The organism is Chryseobacterium sp. CCNWLW53 (assembly GCF_037083525.1).
Taxonomy (GTDB): Bacteria; Bacteroidota; Bacteroidia; order Flavobacteriales; family Weeksellaceae; genus Chryseobacterium; species Chryseobacterium lathyri.
The window spans coordinates 627,539-646,092 of sequence record NZ_JBAOJR010000004.1 but is presented as its reverse complement, the minus strand read 5'-3'; the positions used below and the strand labels follow the sequence as shown (position 1 = coordinate 646,092).

Annotated in this window: 11 protein-coding genes; 9 read left to right on the top strand and 2 right to left on the bottom strand. The window is 40.0% G+C overall.

Annotation, left to right across the window (positions count from 1 at the left end):
* Nucleotides 1-39 precede the first annotated feature (39 nt).
* From V6R96_RS15940 to V6R96_RS15915, 6 genes are read left to right on the top strand one after another with little or no spacing between them, the layout of a single operon-like run.
* On the top strand, nt 40-3,375 hold the full coding sequence (locus tag V6R96_RS15940; RefSeq protein WP_336379169.1) for a hypothetical protein: 3,336 nt from the start codon (nt 40-42) through the stop codon (nt 3,373-3,375).
* 29 nt (nt 3,376-3,404) lie between these two features.
* Nucleotides 3,405-3,923 carry a hypothetical protein gene (locus tag V6R96_RS15935; protein WP_336379170.1) on the top strand — a complete coding sequence of 173 codons (519 nt, stop codon included), beginning with the start codon at nt 3,405-3,407 and terminating at the stop codon, nt 3,921-3,923.
* Nucleotides 3,924-3,958: 35 nt separating this feature from the next.
* A complete protein-coding gene (locus tag V6R96_RS15930; RefSeq protein WP_336379171.1) occupies nt 3,959-4,933 on the top strand; it encodes a hypothetical protein in 975 nt (324 codons plus the stop codon).
* 4 nt (nt 4,934-4,937) lie between these two features.
* Nucleotides 4,938-5,117, top strand: coding sequence for a hypothetical protein (locus tag V6R96_RS15925; RefSeq protein WP_336379172.1), 180 nt, complete (start codon nt 4,938-4,940; stop codon nt 5,115-5,117).
* Nucleotide 5,118: 1 nt separating this feature from the next.
* Nucleotides 5,119-5,544: a transposase gene (locus tag V6R96_RS15920; protein WP_336379173.1), complete on the top strand. Its 426-nt coding sequence runs from the start codon at nt 5,119-5,121 to the stop codon at nt 5,542-5,544.
* Between the two features lie 5 nt (nt 5,545-5,549).
* Nucleotides 5,550-5,861, top strand: a complete 312-nt coding sequence (locus V6R96_RS15915; RefSeq protein ID WP_111957483.1) for a helix-turn-helix domain-containing protein — start codon at nt 5,550-5,552, stop codon at nt 5,859-5,861.
* Between the two features lie 120 nt (nt 5,862-5,981).
* On the opposite strand, the gene V6R96_RS15910 is transcribed toward V6R96_RS15915, so the two are convergent.
* Nucleotides 5,982-6,515, bottom strand: coding sequence for a hypothetical protein (locus tag V6R96_RS15910; RefSeq protein WP_336379174.1), 534 nt, complete (start codon nt 6,513-6,515; stop codon nt 5,982-5,984).
* Nucleotides 6,516-6,540: 25 nt separating this feature from the next.
* Entirely contained in the window at nt 6,541-10,227 is a 3,687-nt protein-coding gene (locus V6R96_RS15905) for a DUF6923 family protein (RefSeq protein WP_336379175.1), read from the bottom strand.
* Between the two features lie 701 nt (nt 10,228-10,928).
* On the opposite strand from V6R96_RS15905, the gene V6R96_RS15900 reads away from it, so the two are divergent.
* From V6R96_RS15900 to V6R96_RS15890, 3 genes are all read left to right on the top strand, one after another.
* The gene (locus V6R96_RS15900) at nt 10,929-12,515 is read left to right on the top strand and encodes a histidine kinase (RefSeq protein WP_336379176.1); all 1,587 of its coding nucleotides are present in this window, start codon (nt 10,929-10,931) and stop codon (nt 12,513-12,515) included.
* A gap of 112 nt (nt 12,516-12,627) precedes the next feature.
* A complete protein-coding gene (locus tag V6R96_RS15895) occupies nt 12,628-15,210 on the top strand; it encodes a zinc-dependent metalloprotease (protein WP_407934761.1) in 2,583 nt (860 codons plus the stop codon).
* A gap of 6 nt (nt 15,211-15,216) precedes the next feature.
* Nucleotides 15,217-18,546 carry a SusC/RagA family TonB-linked outer membrane protein gene (locus tag V6R96_RS15890; RefSeq protein ID WP_336379177.1) on the top strand — a complete coding sequence of 1,110 codons (3,330 nt, stop codon included), beginning with the start codon at nt 15,217-15,219 and terminating at the stop codon, nt 18,544-18,546.
* Nucleotides 18,547-18,554: the final 8 nt, after the last annotated feature.

Below are 18,554 nucleotides of genomic sequence, written 5' to 3'. Positions count from 1 at the left end.
GTTTAATTGTTCAGTTGTTGGAGACATAAAATACAAATGATGAAAAATTTTAATTTTTTAGTTGGCTTCTTTACTATATTCTTGTTTTTTTGGGCAGGAACAAATATAGTAAAAGCCCAGGATTCAGACAGTGATGGCATTACAGATGTCATTGATCTGGATGACGATAACGATGGTATTCCGGATGCGGAAGAATCGCCGGACTGCTTCTATACGGTATACGAAGCCAACAGGATTACTTCTGTCATTTCCACATTAAATGGGGGAGTCGGGGATCCTGCGGCCGGAAATACGATTCCGTTGCTTTATAATGATAACCTTAATGACGGAACTACCGTTACTGCTTATAATTTTGCAGCATTACAAACCATCACTTCAGGATCAGGAATCTTTACGGTACAGTATCCAACTCCGGTAATCCTAAAATCGATGTCGGTTACCCAGGCTGCCAGTGGAATGGCGGCTAGTGGTTTTGCCAAATTATACGGTTCTAATGATGGTACCACCTTTACGCTTCTTACCACAGGTGCCGGAATTAGTATAGCTGGTACCAATCCTACTTTTACAAATACTTCTACAACAGCATATTTATATTACCAGATCAGGTATATAGGAACCGTTTCTGCAGGCAATGCAACCTCTGTAACTGCGGGTACGGCTGCAATACACGAAATCTCATCCCTGCTTTCAACAGCTACGGTTTATATCCCTTCAGCACATCCGAAACCCGGAATTTGCAGTGTAGATACGGATGGAGACGGAAAGCCCAATCATTTGGATACCGACAGTGATGGAGATGGCTGTCCGGATGCATACGAAGGAGGAGCGACTTCCAATAAAACGATCAGCATCTTACCTGCGCCTTACGGAGCCAATGGTTTGGCGAATGCAGTAGAAACCAGTGTAGACAGCGGACAGGTCTCTTATGTTTCCACCTATGCAAAATATGCCAGCAATTCTAATCAGAACCTGTGTACCGACACAGATAACGACGGGGTTCCAAACCCTATTGATATAGATGATGATAATGACGGAGTACCAGATACTACCGAAGGAGAATTCTGCGGAAGAATAGACAGGAACATCAGGGTAGGATATTTAAACAGTGGCGTAGGAGACGATGGTTTGGCTTCCAATATGCTGTTAAACCTAAATAACTTTGGTCCCTACGGTACTTATAATAAAACCACAGGGATCACATTGGTGCCTTTTGCTACCGAAGCCAGTATCACTGAAGCCAGCTTACTGGCCAATAATGTAGATGTATTTTTTGTAGGTTCCTCGGCGGCCGATGCTACCACCAGTGCAGACAAGGTATCTACAGCCCTTAATACCAGACTGATCACCTGGGCCCAGAATAACAGCAAATCCATATTTGCCCTTCAGAATAATGCTATAGATTATGGGTATACCATTACCCCTAATAATGTCAATCCCAACACACCTTCGGGAACTATAGGAACGAATACCTACACCAACGGATATTGGCCAACTTCTTCCCTGAATCAGTCAGGGACAGTTCAGATGACGATCCAGTCTACTACAAGGCAGTTTGACATTCTGATGACAGATGCGAATCTCAGACCTGTAGTGATTACAGATAGAGGATATAATTTGCTGATTTTCCCGGATGCTACCATATATAATGCTGAATCCGGCATGGTCACTCCGACGACCAATGACCAAAAGGCCATTGCAGATACCTGGACCTATTTTTTTGACAGATTTGTTACGCCTCAGTGCAGCACATTAGATACGGATGGGGATGGTACTCCCAATCATCTGGATTTAAACTCAGATGGGGATACCTGTAGTGATGCTTTAGAAGCCGGAGCAACAACTTCTTTAACTCCTAACTATACCTTTACTTCACTGGCAGGTACGGCAACAGATACCAACAGTGATGGTTTAGCAGATATTGTAGATACCAATACTAACGGGATTCCGGATTATCTGAGTACCTATGATCCTCAAGCATTGGATGCTACGATCAGGAAATGTCTGGACAGCGATGGAGATATTCTACCAGATGCTGCAGATTTGGATGATGATAATGACGGTATATTGGATACCAATGAAGGGAACGTTTGTAGTGGATTGACCAGAAATCTGAGAATAGGGTATCTAAATACAGCTCTTGGAAGAACTGGGTTAATGATCAACATGCTCAGCAATACAGCTAATTTTAGCCCTACAGGCACTTATGACAAAATTCCAGGGATTACATTTGTACCTTATGCTACTGAAGCAGCCATTACTGAAGCACAATTATTGACTGATAATATAGATATTTTCTATGTAGGGTCCTCAGCAGCTGATGCCCAAACCTCCGTGGATAAGCTTTCAACAGCCGTAAATACCAGAATACTTTCCTGGTCCGAAAATAATAGCAAGGGAGTGATTGTTTCCCAGAATAATGCAACAGATTACGGATATCAGGTTACTAATAATAACTTAAATACAGATGTTCCCTACGGACTTATTGGTGATGCTGTTTTTACCAATGGATATTGGCCGGAAAGTACATTCAACCAGTCCGGAGCAATACAGATGACCATTGCTTCCTTAACCAGAACCTATGAAGCAGCAATGGTGGATGCCAATGGGAAAGCTGTTTTTATCCGGGATGCAGACAGGAAGATCGTGTTTCTGCCGGATGCAACTGTTTTTACAACCTACCAAGCTACGGCAACAATCACCAATGCTGAATTAAGAGTAGCTGCAGATGTTTGGGCGTATGGTTTTGATGTGTTTTTAGACGGGCAGGAGACTTGTACTTCCATAGATACTGATTTGGATGGCATTCCCAATCAGCTTGACCTGGACTCAGATAATGACGGATGTGTGGATGCACTGGAAGGAGCTGCAAATATTGCAAGCTTACAATTAGTAACTGCGGCAAGCAGCCTCTCTGTAGGAACAGGGTCTACGGCTTCTAATCAGAATTTATGTGCAGGCTCTTCATGTGTTGATGCTAATGGTGTTCCCACTATTGCAGGAGCTGCAGGACAGGCAATAGGTGATTCTCAAAATGCGTCCATCAGTTCAGGATGTTTCTGTTACAAGCCGGCAGTACTGGCCGGAACCGTATTGGATACTAAATCTGGTATAACAGCACTGGGAAGAGCCGGAATAAACAACGGTAACTGGCCCATGATTCGTAAAGGAGCATGGACAGCACTGGAGGCTAAAACCAAAGGATTTGTCGTGAACAGGATTCCTACCACAGCCCAGGTGAATGCCATTGCCACTCCTGTGGAAGGCATGATGGTGTATGATGAAGAAGCTGACTGCTTAAAGATCTATACCACCACAAATAATGGAACTTCATTCAGCTGGCAGTGTTTCAACACACAAACCTGTCCGGATTATTAATAACCCTATCAACTCATAATATTCTCAAAATGAAAAAAATATTCATCTCAATATTGGCTGTTATTTCTACCTGTGTTTCTTCACAGGTGGCAATAGGCAAGAGCTCAGTGACCAACTCATCTGTTTCACTGGAGTTTGGAACAGAAAACAGGGGACTGTTATTACCCTGGGTGACTTCCGCAGCAGGAGTAACAGGAGCTGTAGATGGTACCATGATCTATGATATCACAGATAAAAAGATCAAATACCGCAAAAACGGAAATTGGTTTGACTTAAGCATAGATACTACAGGAACTGTGAATACCACATTACAGGATCCGCTTGTTGAAAAATCTTCCGCTAAAACGGGAATAGGAACCAATGCAGCTACTGATACCACTCCGGGTGTTTTAGTGTTGACAGATATTAATAAAGCAATGATCCTTCCCAAAGTGGACAGCCCGCATGCAAACATCATCAGCCCTTCGGCGGGAATGATTGTATATGACAATATTAAACATCAATTGGCTGTATTCAACGGAACAGTATGGTCTTTCTGGAAACCCTAATGAAATTATTCTCTATTATCAATTTATAAAATATTATGATGAAAAAAATAGTATTTGCGGCTTTAATCATGCTACCATTCACTGTTTATTCACAGGCGGGAAATGTTGGAATTAATACTTCCTTGCCGGGAAGTACCCTGACAGTCAATGGTTCTATAGCCGGACAATATAAAAATGTATCAACATCCACCACGCTTGGGGCAAATGATTTCTATTTGGCATTTAACGGCAGTACTCCTGCTACATTTACTCTGCCGGTAGCTGTAGCAGCTAGTCCTGCTGCTGGAAATATCCTGGGAAGGGTATATTATATTAAAAATACCGGAACAGGCCAGCTCACCATTGCAGCAGGTGGAACGGAATTAATAGACAACCAATCGGGAGCAGGAGTGGCAAGCTTTAAGTTGAATCCTGGCGGCTATGCTATGATGATCAGCAAAGGAACAGCTTCCGGTACCACATGGGAGCTGGCTACATTCATCGACAAAACAACGGCAACTATAGCCGCGCTGGGAGCCACGGATACAGTAACTTATACAGGAACTGCATTTACCGCTTTTAATAACAGTACTCCGCAAATTATCCCATTTTCTGTAGGAGATGTTATTGTTAATCAGGGGGGATCTGTATCATGGAATGATGCAGGAGATTACTGGCAGATTTTGGAATCAGGAGTGTACAAAATAGAAGGATATTCCTATTTTGGGAGTGGCGGTGCGCCTTCGGGTGCTTTTCAATGGACGGGGATTAACCTGAATATTACTAAAAATGGGACATCTGTTGCGAATATTATTGGTGGTAATCGGGGAAATTTTATGGATATCATTGCCCAGTCAGCCAATACGCCTATTAATGTAAATTGTATAGTGCATTTGAATGCAGGAGACCGGATTTATCTGACGATGAATTGGGGAGCCGGAGATAAACCTACTACAAATGTACAAATTACGGCTCCTAATTCCCTTGTAGAAAGCCGGAATTTCTCAATGCAACAACTATCTGTACCTTAATATAATGAATCCAATGCATCACAATGAAAAAGAAATAAGAGACTTTATTTTAGAACTGATTGATACTAAGCAAAAAAGCATTTCACAAGTTTCCAAAGAAAATAATATTTCTAAGAAAAATCTTTATAAATGGATGATTTATAGATGGGTAGAAAAGCATATAAAAAAAACTAATCTTCAATAATATGGATATAGATTTTAAAGAAATACATATAGGAAATTATATTAAAGAGCAGATGGAACAGAAAGAAATTTCTATTGAAAGGGCATGCAATTTCTTCAAAACCGGAGAGAAAGAGGTAGTAAGGATGTATGGCAATAAAAGTATAGACACCGATTCTCTTCTAAAATGGTGCAAGCTGCTAGAATATGATTTTTTTAGAATATATGTAACCCATCTTTTATTGTATGACGGAATCTCTCATACTAAAAACAATAAGAAAATAAGAGAGAGCGGAGAAAAGATTATTTTCAGAAAAAATATTTATACCAAGGAAATCAAAGAATTTTTGGTTGGTCTGGTCGCTTCTGATCAAAAGACTGTATCGCAGATCACTGAAGAGTATAATATTCCAAGAACTACACTGTATAAGTGGCTAAGAAAACATTAAAATCTATGAGAACACCTAATTACCAAAAAATTTATTCTGATCTTCTAAAATGTAAAGGCTTGGAAAAAGAGATTTCCATTCCACCATTGGATAAAAGCATTGACATTATTAAATTCAATAATTTGATATCAAAAACGGTAGGGGAGAAAAAGTCTTATATCACTCAACAGTCAAAATCTTATGATGAAGAATCCATCATTGTATTGCTCCGCTATCAAAAAGAATATGATCTTAATAATACACAATTAGCTAATGAGTATAGACTCAGCAGGAATACTGTGGCAAAATGGAAAAAGATTTATCAGGAAAAAATATAATAAAGTTTCAGTAATCTTGACTAGATTTTAAATTAAGGTGTAGAATAATTCAAGATTTTCAGGAAAAAAATAAGCAGCCTCAATGAGGCTGCTTATTTTTTTGATTTGTAAGTTTATATATTACTGTTTCCAGAAAGTCCAGACGTTACCGTTAAAAACAGCTAACTGTTTATTAAAAGTATCATACACCATCATTCCCGGAGCCGGGTTGATGATATTAAGATGTGGACTGTTCACTTTGGGAAGAATCATTGCTTTATTGGTGTCTTCCAAAACCAAAATACCCGGAGTAGAGGTTGGAGTACCTATGGATGTTTTGGCAGCTGTATTTTCTGTAGCTGTATTTTGGATAGTTACCCCATCTACACTAGTCAGCGGATCAACGGTAGTTCCTGAAGTGTCCACTGAGAGATCTTTCCAGCCTGAAACATATTTTACCTTCACTTTTTTATCAGTAAGGTCATAGGCCATTGTCCCGTTCACAACACCTGCTACAGCTCCTGTTGAAGTTACCCAGGGGAGTACTATTCCCCGGTTGGCAGTTCCAAAATCCAGTGAAGCAGATGGAGACGAAACGAGTGTCTTTCCTATTGCAACCTGCGAAAAAGCAAGCTCACAGAATAAGGTCAATATGATTACGAAAATATTTTTCATCTTGAATATATTAAAAGTAAGTTAATTAATTAGTAGGACAAGTTTGGGTATTAAAGCAAGCCCATCCGGCAGCAGTCCCATTGGTATTAACCTGTAAACAATCCAGGGTAATATTATACACCATCATTCCTTCTACCAGATTAGCAGCCGGGATAGCAGTAATCTGTGCTGAAGTCAGCCTATTGAGCACAAACCCTTTCGTTTTGGCTTCAAGAACAGTCCAGGCGCCTTTTCTTACCATTGGCCAATTATTACCTCCTGTAGAAGCTCCTGCTCTTGCCAGGGAAGTAATTCCCATAGGAGAGTCTAATGCTGTTCCTGCTGTCACCGCCGGCTTATAACACACTGCCTGGGTATCCGTATCTGTTGCCGTATTATTGGTATTATTGACTTCAGTTATATTAGACGGAGGAGTAATGGTTACTGTATTAACAAGATTTCCCGAATAGGCAAAAGGTATATTTACCACCACTGTATAGGTTACAGTACCTCCAACGGGAAGGCTCACCAGGTCATTAATTGCTCCTGATTGCGTTCCGGATACGGATGTAGTGGCTCCGCCTGCCGCAACTGCGGTATAACTCACATTTGCAGGTGGAATTCCTGCAGGAACAGGATCTGAAACAGTGGCCCCTAGAACTCCAAACGGCCCACTGTTATTCACTGTTACAGTATAAGTGGTAGAGGTACCTGGAGCATAGGTTGTAACTCCGTCTGTTTTAGTTACAGCAAGATCAGCACTGAAAACTATAGGGGTATTAACACAATGTGCACCGTCATTTCCGGAACTTGGAGGCGCATTGGAAATAAGAACTCTCTGTCCGGTGGTAAGATTAAACTGATAAAAACCTCCTGTATTATCAACGCCAAACATTTCACTTGTGCTGGAAGCAAACATAGCACCAAAATTAACAGCTCCAGGTGTAATTCCTATTGGGACCACAGCTCCTGTAATCGGATTAACGGACACGAGCTGCCCATTAGTTGAGTTAACACCATACAACAGTCCCGTAGTTATGCTATATGCCATATCAGGTAAATTAACACTAGCTGAAAGCGTAATCAATGTAGCAGTTAACGTTGTCAGGTTTATTCTGTAAATCTGGTTGTTATTGGTATTTAATTTTACATAATAGTTTCCCAGATTATCTATTTCTCCTGAGTTATATATAACTGCACCAGGTAAACCTGTTACCGCTCCGAGTGTATTATAGGTACCGTTGGCATTGATACGGATAATCGTATTAGAGTTGGTAAGCATTCCATACATGAAACCATCAAGCGGATTAATGCCTATTGCATTATAATTTGTAGCAGCGGCAGGTCCGATCTGTGTATAAGTAAAAGGATTGGTAGCAGTGTCTACATTATATAATGTATTTAATTGAGAAAGGTACATATTGTTAGTACATCCGAACCCTGTTAAACACTGAGTATCCTGAATCGCCGAATTAGCTGAAGTCCCGACTCCTTGTCCCTGATCTGCACCTGAATCTGCAGCTCCACCAGAATTAACGATCACGGGTACCCCTTGGGCGTCAACAGCTCCTGCAATACTTCCATTTGGATTCAACTGTGCAACAAGTACATTTTCATCTCCTTCAAGAGAATCATAACAGCCATCTCCGTCGGAATCCAAATCCAGATAATCCGGTGTTCCATCTCCGTCTGTATCTCTGTGATTACAGAAAGTAACCGTATTCTGTGAAATAGTGATCAGTCCTCTGTCACCAGCATTTCCGGCGCCTGTACCTGCTGTACTGGTAAATGCTGTGTAGTTCCATGTATAGGTATTACCGTAATTTACCCCAAAAGGCAATGTTGCAGCTCCAGCCCCTGTATTGGTAGTGTTCTGGAATTGCATTCTTGAATAATATCCGCTTCCCAGAACTGCTCCGGCATTGGAGGCATTAAAAGTCGAAAATAAATTGAGTGCAGTATTGCTACTATAAGAAGAAGTTCCCGTTACTGTAGGTAAACTTCCTATGGTAGTGGTGTAATTTCCTAATTGAGAAATTCTATTGGTGCTTAGCAGATATCTGAACCATGAGTCTGGTGTATTCGGTGAGGCACCACTCTGATCTTCAGTGGTTGTATTATTAGTAGGTAAGCCGGTATACAAAGAAGTTGTATTGGGAAGTATTCTGAATTCAGTTGCTGAAGTATTGAATATACTCCAGGTATGGTTTTGTGCATTCACCGTATTGTTAAGATCTGAATAGGAGAAGGGAACATTAAAACTGCTTCCTAATGATGCTACTGCAGGACCGGAAGTTAGGGTATATACCAGATTAAAGCTTCCGCCGTTAACTCCTATGGTAGCTCCTGCCAAGGTGCTGGCCATATTCAAAGTATAGACACTTTGAGAGGTACAAAAGCCTTCATCTGTATCTAAAATGCCGTCATTATCATCATCAAGATCCACGGTATTGTCAATCCCATCACCGTCTGTATCAGTAATAACCGGTGTTGGTGTTACGCTCGCGGTATTATTCGTATTATCAGGATCCAGAAGATCTCCGGAAATAGTAGCTGTGTTCATATAGCTACCTGTGCTTTTTACGATTGCATTAACTTGTAAAGTAGCGCTTGCACCAGCATTTAAACTCCCTACGGTCCAGACTCCGGTTCCACTATTATAGGTCCCAGTAGAGGTTGTAGAACTAACATAAGTGTATCCCGAGGGAAGAAGGTCATTTACGATCACATTGGTATTATTGGAAGCGCCCGTATTATTTGCCGTCACAGTGAAGCTAATAGTGCTTCCTGCAGCTGGTGTTGAGTTATTAACTGTTTTTGTAACTGCTAAGTTCGATTCTGAGGCAGTTACTCCCAGCATATATCCATCTCCTGCTGTGTTTGTCGTTCCATGCCAGTTAGTACCTGTATTGGCAGCTGCTCCACGTGTAAATATTCTCAAGGTTATAGTTGTTATACCCGTGCCAGATACCAATACAGTTCCCCTGGAAGCATTGGCGGCTGCACCATCAGGAGTTGTGGCTGAATTTAGTATCTGAGTGGAAGTAACATTCAAAAGCGCCGTACCCGATATCTTTGAAAAAGTTACCGGCACATTAGAAGACACATAATCAAATTCTGCTGTATAAGATTGTCCGTTTGACGTTCCTCCGAGTGCATTAATCTGTAAATATGGATTATTAACCGGTCTGCTGAAAGTAAGAGTTAAGTCCGCCATTTGCCAACGTTGATTTGTGGCTCTTCCAGCAGCTGTCAGTGGCTGAACATTGGTGGAAAAATTGATAGCCCTGTTTGTTGTAATGTCAATACCAGTCCCTACCGGTGCATCGCTGCTCGTAAAAGGAGTATTAGCAGTTGTATTTCCGAAAGCATTCATTAATGTCAGAATAGGTTCTCCCGGATATCCCATGAAAATAGCTCCGTTATAGCCGGTAAAATTGGTTTGTGTATACTGCTGATTGCTCATAGTATACGTAACATTCAAAGCACTGGGATTTGCATAAGTAGCATAAGTACTACCAGTAGGGTTGTCTGTATTGTTTCGTAGTCTGATTACAGTACTGCCTACAACATTGGTTACATTGGTAGTGGGGTTACTGTCACCTGCGGCCATCTCTAGGGAGGGGGATTGTGCTTTTGAGCAAACCGTGGATAATACCACTATCAATAAGAAAAGTTTGCCCCTAATAGCTTCCTGGCCATAACTGGGTTTAGAAAATAGGTTTTTTATCATGATTTACATTTTATGCCACTTAAAAATAGAAATTATTATTTGTATTTTTAATAAATTTTTAACATTTTTTTATTTATTGAATATAAATTTTAATAAAATTGGAAATAAACGCCTGAAATGGCAAGAAAAGAGGTATTGTCTCATTAAGAACAAAAAAGACCTTTGTAAATTTATTAACAGAAAAAATCGGTCAAAGGTCAGGAAATGAAGGAAATTTCGAACCCAAATTAGTTGCTAAAAGACAAAAATTAGTAAATGTTGGGAAATATTATCTCATTTTACATTGTAGATAAGCTATTGAAAGATACTCTTTTGTATCAATAAAATCACACTTGTTTTTGTAACGGATCTCTTGGTATAGTACATTAAATTCTTAATTTCTTTTTATATTTGTAATCCCAAACTAGAATTCTTGGTTTTAATTGTTTGATTTGCATATTTAAAGTGCTCGCTTTGAATTGATTAATCTCCATTTATAAATCAAATTATATTGTTGCTCCTTATATATTCTAAAAGTGAACCGCAGTGAAATTGAGAGCTTCAAAAAGCATTAGATTAAGTATTCGCTTAGTTGAATCACCAAAGATTGCTCCGTCTTAACAGCCTTAGTGCATGCAAAGTATACTAAGCATCGTTGAAAACAGACACCAACAAAATATTAATATGATTATTAAAAATCAATAGTAAAATAATCATAAGAATTGAATATTAATTTTAAACACATAATATCTCAGAAATCTATTTATATAGCGGTTCTGTCGACCTGTTTAATTGCCGCAACCGCTTTTGCCATTCTGAGTGTTCTTATTACTCATGACAGCCGGAAAAATAATGAAGAATTTGCCCGGAAAACATTTTTCAGGAAATACGAAACCATAGAAAAAGAATTCAGGAATATCGAAGACTATCAGTATCTTCTTCGGGCCTTGATCCAGAAAGACGGTCTGAAAAATTATAAAGAATACTCTTCCGTTCTGAACGAGCTGAACCGAAAACGTAATCTGCTGCCTTACAGTTGGTATGCTTACTATAGCCATGCTTCCGGGAAATTTGAAAGCAGCAGCCCTTTATCTTACCTGTTCAGAAAAAAAGGAAAAGAAGGAAAGTACATAAAGATAGACAATAACGGCTCCGGAAATTTCCGTGATTTTTTAAATATCCGTAAAGACAGTATGTACTGGGTAAGTTATGACTCTCTTACACTGTCCAATAAAGACCTGTTGTATTATGGCTCTGCAGTAAGCCTGGATGATCTTCACGAATACTTCATCAATATAGATAAAACCCCGAACAATTATGCCTACGTTTTTACCAAAGAAGGTGTCTGTATTACCCATCCTGAAAAGAAATATTTAGGCAAAAATATTTTTGAGTTTACCAACATTGAACCAAAAGACACATTAACAGGTAATACACAATCGGGATATACAGAAGGAAGCACGGTCTCCGAGTATCTGAACGTAGACGTGACCCGCTTTATAAAACCACTGAAGACCGATAATTTCGAAGGATACGCCGTCGTAAATCACGTGAACTTCCTGATAGATGAGAGTGTCAATAAAACAAAGACCTACACCGTGTATATCTTTCTTGCAGCTCTTTTTCTTATTGTTACCGTTTTTATCTTATTCCAAAGATCCACAGCGTTGGCATACAGAGAAAAAGAAAAGATCCAGTCTGAAAAAAATCTCCTGCTGGTGGATAACGAGAAAATGCACAAAGCAGAAGCCCTGCACCAGCTTCAGCAGCTTAAAAATAACATCAATCCCCACTTCCTGTTCAACTCCCTGAATTCTCTTTATATGCTCATCGGGATCAACAAAGAGAATGCACAGAAATTCACCATGAATCTTTCCAGGATTTACCGGTATCTTATTGTGCCTCCCAAAGAAAATATCGTTCCTGTTGCCCAGGAAATCAGTTTTATTCAGCAGTATATGGATCTTTTAAAAAGCAGGTTTGATGAGGAACTTACTTTTGATCTCGTCATCAATGACCAAAAAAGTCTCGAAAAGCGGATTCCATATCTTTCTCTTCAGATGGTCGTGGAAAATGCCATCAAACATAATATTGCTACCATAGATCATCCATTGGACATTATCATTACTGTAGAACATGATGGTATTAGTATTAAAAATACATGGCAGCCAAAGACAGAAGAAAAGGTTCAGGGCGAGAAATTCGGAATTGATTATTTGAATCAGGTTTATGATTATTTTAAAAATAATTCTGTTAATATTTCAGTAGATGGTGAATATTTCGTATGTTTTTTACCCTTATTGGAATAAAAAATGAAATCCACTCACTCCCAAAAATACACCTCTCACTCCCTATTAATGTTGATATTATTTCTTTACCTATAGTTTTGCGGCAGAAACATGGGATATCTAATAATTTGGAATGAATAGGACTATTTTAATGAAGAACTACAGGCTGGCACTGTACTTAGGACTCGCTTTAGCCTCACCGGCAGCACTTGCACAGAAAAAAGACACTTTAAAAACAGATAAAGAAAAATCAGAAAAAACAGACTCTTCATCAAAGAAAGCAAAGAAAATTGATGATCTGATCAAAAAAGGAACTTACAAAAAAGGGCTTCTTAATACCATTCAGGTAAAAACAGATGTATATTTTGAAATTCCTGACAGCCTGATGGGACGTCAGTTTCTGGTAGTCAATAAACTGTCACAGGTCCCGATGCAGGTAAACGAAGCCGGTCTCAATAAAGGAATGAACTATGAAAACAAAGTCATTTCCTTTCATCGGGACACTGTAGCCAAAAAAGTTTGGGTGAAAACTGTGGTTCCACAGGTATCATCACCTAAAAATGACGCCATTACAAGATCTGTTAAAGATAACTTTTCAGAATCTGTGATTGAGGTTTTTGATATTGAAGCCCAAAACAACGATTCTACCTCTGTAGCCATTAAAGTAAATAAAATCTTTGACGGAAATCAGAAAAGTTTCAATGATGTTCTGGCCAATGTAGGTCTTGGGGGATCCGTAAAATCAAACCTTTCCTATATAGAAAAAGTAAAAACCTTTCCTCAGAACCTTGTGGTGAAGTCCCAACTGACGACATCTGTAAACGAAGGAGGCGTAGATCTGCCGGTAACCCTTGGAGTTACTACCAACCTCGTTTTGCTTTCCAAAATACCGATGCAGCCGAGAACAGCTGATTCAAGAGTCGGATTTTTCAGTGAAAAGCACTGGACATTCAACGACCGTCAGCAGAAAATGGATGAAAAGCAGCTCATTACCAGATGGAGGCTTGAACCCAAAGATGAAGATAAAGAACGATATTTAAGAGGGGAGCTGGTAGAACCTAAAAAACCGATTATTTACTACATAGACCCATCAACACCAAAACAATGGCGTGAAAAGATCATTGCAGGCGTTTATGACTGGCAGGTCGCTTTTGAAAAAGCAGGCTTTAAAAATGCCGTTATCGCCAAAATGCCCGATGAAAAAGATGAAGATTTTGATATTGACGATGTAAGATATTCTGTGATCACATATGCTGCCTCACCTAAGGCCAATGCGATGGGGCCGTCGGTAGTGGATCCGAGAAGTGGTGAAATCATTGAATCGGATATCATATGGTGGCATAATGTGATGACATCCCTTCAGGAATGGATGAGAATCCAGACAGGACCGATAGATCCAAAAGCCAGGGGAAATACATTCAGTGATGAGCATATGGGGGAAGCAATCCGTTTCGTATCCTCCCATGAAGTGGGGCATACCTTTGGATTGAAGCACAATATGGGAGCGTCCTTCGCATTCCCTGTAGAGTCACTTCGTTCAAAAGAATTCACTGATAAAATGGGTGGAACAGCGCCTTCCATTATGGATTATGCACGGTACAATTACGTTGCCCAGCCGGAAGATGGGGTTACGGCCATTACTCCAAAAATCGGTGTCTATGATAAATATGCTATTGAATGGGGGTACCGTTGGTATCCGGACGAAATATCCGAGAAAAAAGCACTCAGGAATTTAATAGAAAAACACCAGGATGATCCCATGTATTTCTATGGAGAACAGCAGAATTACCTGGAAACCATCGATCCGCGTTCACAGTCTGAAGACCTGGGCGATGATGCCATGAAAGCCGGTGAATACGGGATCAAAAACTTGAAGACTGTTGTAAAGAACCTTTTAACATGGACCTATGAAGACGGAAAAAGCTATACAGATGCCGGAAAGCTGTATCTGGGAGTAATAGGGCAGTGGGATCTCTACACAGGTCATGTTATGGCCAATGTAGGAGGCATTTATCTGAATCAGACGGTTTTTGGCAGCAATAAAAAAGCCTATGAGGCAGTACCTGCTGAAACTCAGAAAAGAGCCGTCGATTATCTCATTAAAAATGCAATAGAACTTCCGGAGTGGCTGTTTTTCAATCCGATTACAGAGAAAACCTATCCGGTTAAAAACTCACCGATGGGACCGTTCGAGCAGACTCCTTATACTTTAGCGAGAGGAATGCAATATGGGAATATTTACTCCCTGTTTATGGATGACCGACTGCTCAGAATGATCGAAAATGAATTAAAACATGAAGTTTCAGGTTCAAAAGAAGAAATCTACACCGTAGAAAATTTATTCAACCAGGTTCGTGCGGCCATTTTCAGCAAAAAAGGAAGTTTAACCATCCTTGAAAAGATGACCCAGAAAAATTATGTGGATGCTTTAATCGTTTCCGTCAATAAGCTATTTGAAAAAACAGCTGTAAAAGCTCTAAAGGTTGAAAATACGCTGAACGTTCCGATGATCTGCAACTTCCATGGAGAAGATCAGAGCCTTAGGAATATCAATTATTCATCCATGAAAAGAGTATCTGAAGTAACCACTTATAAAAGAGCAGAACTCCAGAAAGTACTGAACTTACTATATAAAACTAACAATAAAGGAGATGAAGCTTCCAGGGCTCATTACGCAGACTTGATCATCCGGATAAAAGAGGCTTTAAACAAATAATCAGCTATGAAAAAAACTCTAATACTTTTACCTCTTTTGGCGGCTCAGATTGCGTTGGCCCAGGAAAAGAAAACTATTACAGGAAAAATTGAAGACGAAAATACCTCTGGTGTTATTGTAGGAGCATCTGTAAAAATAGAAACACAGTCCGTTTCCACCAAAACCGACCTTGAAGGAATTATTGAAAGCGTATCAGTAGGTACGGTAACTGATAAAAGCGGAAAATTCATCCTTGAAATTCCTGCAGATACCAAGTCTGTACTGATCAGCTATCCCGGCTATGAATCCAGGATCATCATGATCAGTGAAGACAAGACTAATTATACAGTAAGACTGATTCCTGAAGTTACAGACAAAAACAAAATTCAGGAAGTTATCATTACCGGATACCAGAAAATTGAAAAACGCAAGCAGACTTCTGCCGTTTCAACGGTGAAGATGGATAATATCAGCCAGGCCGGTGTTGCCAGTGTGGATCAGATGATGGCAGGACAGATTGCCGGAGTTGTAGTAACACCGGAAACAGGAGCTCCGGGAAGCCCTGCAAAAATCAGAATCAGAGGAACGGCTTCCCTTTCCGGTCCACAGGATCCGTTATGGGTAGTTGACGGTCTTCCGTTAGAAGGAAATGATGTGCCGAATTTCAGTGATAAAGACAATATTGACCAGCTTCAGAATTTTTCTATTGCCGGACTTAATCCTAACGATATTGAAGATATTACCATCCTGAAAGATGCAGCAGCTACAGCCATTTATGGCGCCAGAGCTGCAAACGGTGTGATTTCCATTACAACAAAAAAAGGAAAGAAAGGAACGATGAAGCTGAATTTCTCAGCAGATACTTTCGTGACGGCACGCCCTGATTTCGACAGACTCAACCTGTTGAATGCCTCTGAAAAAGTTGATCTCGAATTGATGCTTGCCAGCCGCGCAGACCTGACTTATCGTGCGGATAAAGGTGAAGTCATGAGAATTTTAATGAAAAACAGTCAGCTTGATGCCTTCAGAAACGGAGGTTTGGGTGCACTGAATTCTTTTACCCGTCAGCAGATCGATGGTTTAAGAAATAACAATACGGATTGGGGGAAACTGTTGTATAGAAATGCCATCAACAAGCAATACGGATTAAGCCTTTCAGGAGGCAGTGACCGTTCGGATTATTATTTCTCACTGGGATACTATGATGAAGAGGGAACCACCATAGGAACGGGTTTTGAACGATATAACCTTACTTTAAAGAACAATTACAAAATAAGTGATAAGCTGAATGCAGGAATCTCTGTTTTTGGAACACGCAGCGAGAAAGAGTCGTTTATGACAGATGCAGACGCATCAGCAAGCCCGGTTAATTATTCAAGAAATGCCAATCCGTATATGAATCCTTTCAATCCGGATGGAAGTTATAACTATGACAAAGATATCGACGGTTTTGCGGATACTTATATTCCTTTCAATTTTCTTGAAGAAAGAGAAAATACAGAGTATACCCTGAAGAATCAGTCATTAAAGGCGATATTGGATTTAGAGTATAAAGCATCCAAAAGCCTCAGGTTTACTTCACAGCTGGGCATTCAGTATGATACCAATAAGACAGAAAAATACGCCGGACAGGAAACCTACTTTACCAGAAAGATGAAAGAGGGAACCCGTTACTATAAAGATGGTGCCTACCGTTATTTCCTGCCTGCCGGAGATATTAAGCAAAACTGGAACAATGATTTCTTTCAATACGACTGGAAATTACAGGGGTTATACAGCACAAGAATTAATTCGGTGCATGAGATTGATTTGATGGCCGGAACTGAAATCCGTAAAACAGAGGATAATACTACGGTTACCAGAGCTTTTGGTTTTAACAGTCTTACCAAAACAGGAACCCCGATCATATTTCCCAACTCTGATTATGCAGGAGATAAAAAATACGAAACCTATCGTGAAATGCCTACGGTAGAGAACGCTTATGCTTCTATGTTTGCTACGGCTTCTTATACTTATGATCAGAAATATACATTTTTCGGAAGTGTGAGATATGATGGGACCAATCTTTTTGGAGTCAATAAAAAGTACAAGTACCTGCCAATATGGGCAGTTTCTGGTTCCTGGCTGGTGACAAAGGAAAACTTTATGAAGAATGTACCTCTTATTTCCAATCTGAGATTAAGGGCTTCCTATGGTTTACAGGGAAATATTGACCGTAATACATCTCCGTTTTTTATCGGTGAATACGGAGAAGCCAACATTCTTCCCGGAACAAAAGAAGAAATTATTAATGTAATCACGGCTCCGAATGATAAGCTCCGCTGGGAAAAAACCACCAATGTGAATCTAGGACTTGATCTGGGATTGTTTAAAAACCGTATCAACCTTACTGCCGATGTATACAGCAGAAAAGGAACAGATATGATCAGTATGAGAGAAACACCTCTTGAAACAGGATTCAATTATACGATGATGAACTGGGGAAGTTTAACGAACAAAGGTTTTGAATTGGCAGTTTCTACGAGAAATATCGATAATGAAAACTTCAAATGGTCAACCACGATTAATTTTGCTCATAATAAAAGTAACGTCATTACTGAGCAGCCCCGTCAGAATTCAATGCTTCCTTCGAGGGAAGGACTTCCTGTAAATGCTGTATTTGCTTTGAAAACGGCAGGGATGGATGAGAACGGGAACCCTATGTTCTGGAAAGGAAACGAAAAGGTGAAAATTGAGGATTTCTTTAAACTCTATGATGTGTATGAAGAATTCCTTCCGGGGCAGCTGGTCGGAACAAAGCTTACCGCTGAAGAAATGAGAGGCCTTTTTACCTACGTTGGAGACAGGGATCCTAAATTTACCGGGGGTATTATAAACACCTTTAAAGTACATAATTTCGATCTGACTGTTTCAGCAGCTTTCAACTTTAAACAGACGGTGATGAGGTCCCCTTCTTACAGAGGAATGAATTTGGACAGAGGAAGAAATTATACAAGGGAGATCTACGAAGCAGGAATTTCACTTCCGGCCATAACAAGTCCTGATATGGAAAGCAACCCGGGATGGATGGGGAACAAATGGCTTACCGATAGCCCGAACAACACCTATGGTCTGCTTGATATATGGGCAAAAGAGATCAGTTACCTGAGAATCAGCAGTATCCGTTTAGGATATACACTTCCTAAAGAATTCACGAATCCTATGGGAATCAGCAGTCTGAGACTGAGTGTGGAAGGGCGTAACCTGTTTGTATTCAGTAACGGGTATAAAGGATATTTTGATCCCGAAACCTATGGTAATATTTATGCGCAGCCTATTGCCAAATCAGTGACAATTGGCTTTAATGTTTCTTTTTAAAACTTGAA

Bases quoted from the DNA above. Each gene is read 5' to 3' on its own strand.
- V6R96_RS15940 (WP_336379169.1), top strand. From the start codon at position 40: ATGAAAAATTTTAATTTTTTAGTTGGCTTCTTTACTATATTCTTGTTT.
- V6R96_RS15935 (WP_336379170.1), top strand. From the start codon at position 3,405: ATGAAAAAAATATTCATCTCAATATTGGCTGTTATTTCTACCTGTGTT.
- V6R96_RS15930 (WP_336379171.1), top strand. From the start codon at position 3,959: ATGATGAAAAAAATAGTATTTGCGGCTTTAATCATGCTACCATTCACT.
- V6R96_RS15925 (WP_336379172.1), top strand. From the start codon at position 4,938: ATGAATCCAATGCATCACAATGAAAAAGAAATAAGAGACTTTATTTTA.
- V6R96_RS15920 (WP_336379173.1), top strand. From the start codon at position 5,119: ATGGATATAGATTTTAAAGAAATACATATAGGAAATTATATTAAAGAG.
- V6R96_RS15915 (WP_111957483.1), top strand. From the start codon at position 5,550: ATGAGAACACCTAATTACCAAAAAATTTATTCTGATCTTCTAAAATGT.
- V6R96_RS15910 (WP_336379174.1), bottom strand. From the start codon at position 6,515: ATGAAAAATATTTTCGTAATCATATTGACCTTATTCTGTGAGCTTGCT.
- V6R96_RS15905 (WP_336379175.1), bottom strand. From the start codon at position 10,227: ATGATAAAAAACCTATTTTCTAAACCCAGTTATGGCCAGGAAGCTATT.
- V6R96_RS15895 (WP_407934761.1), top strand. From the start codon at position 12,628: ATGAATAGGACTATTTTAATGAAGAACTACAGGCTGGCACTGTACTTA.
- V6R96_RS15890 (WP_336379177.1), top strand. From the start codon at position 15,217: ATGAAAAAAACTCTAATACTTTTACCTCTTTTGGCGGCTCAGATTGCG.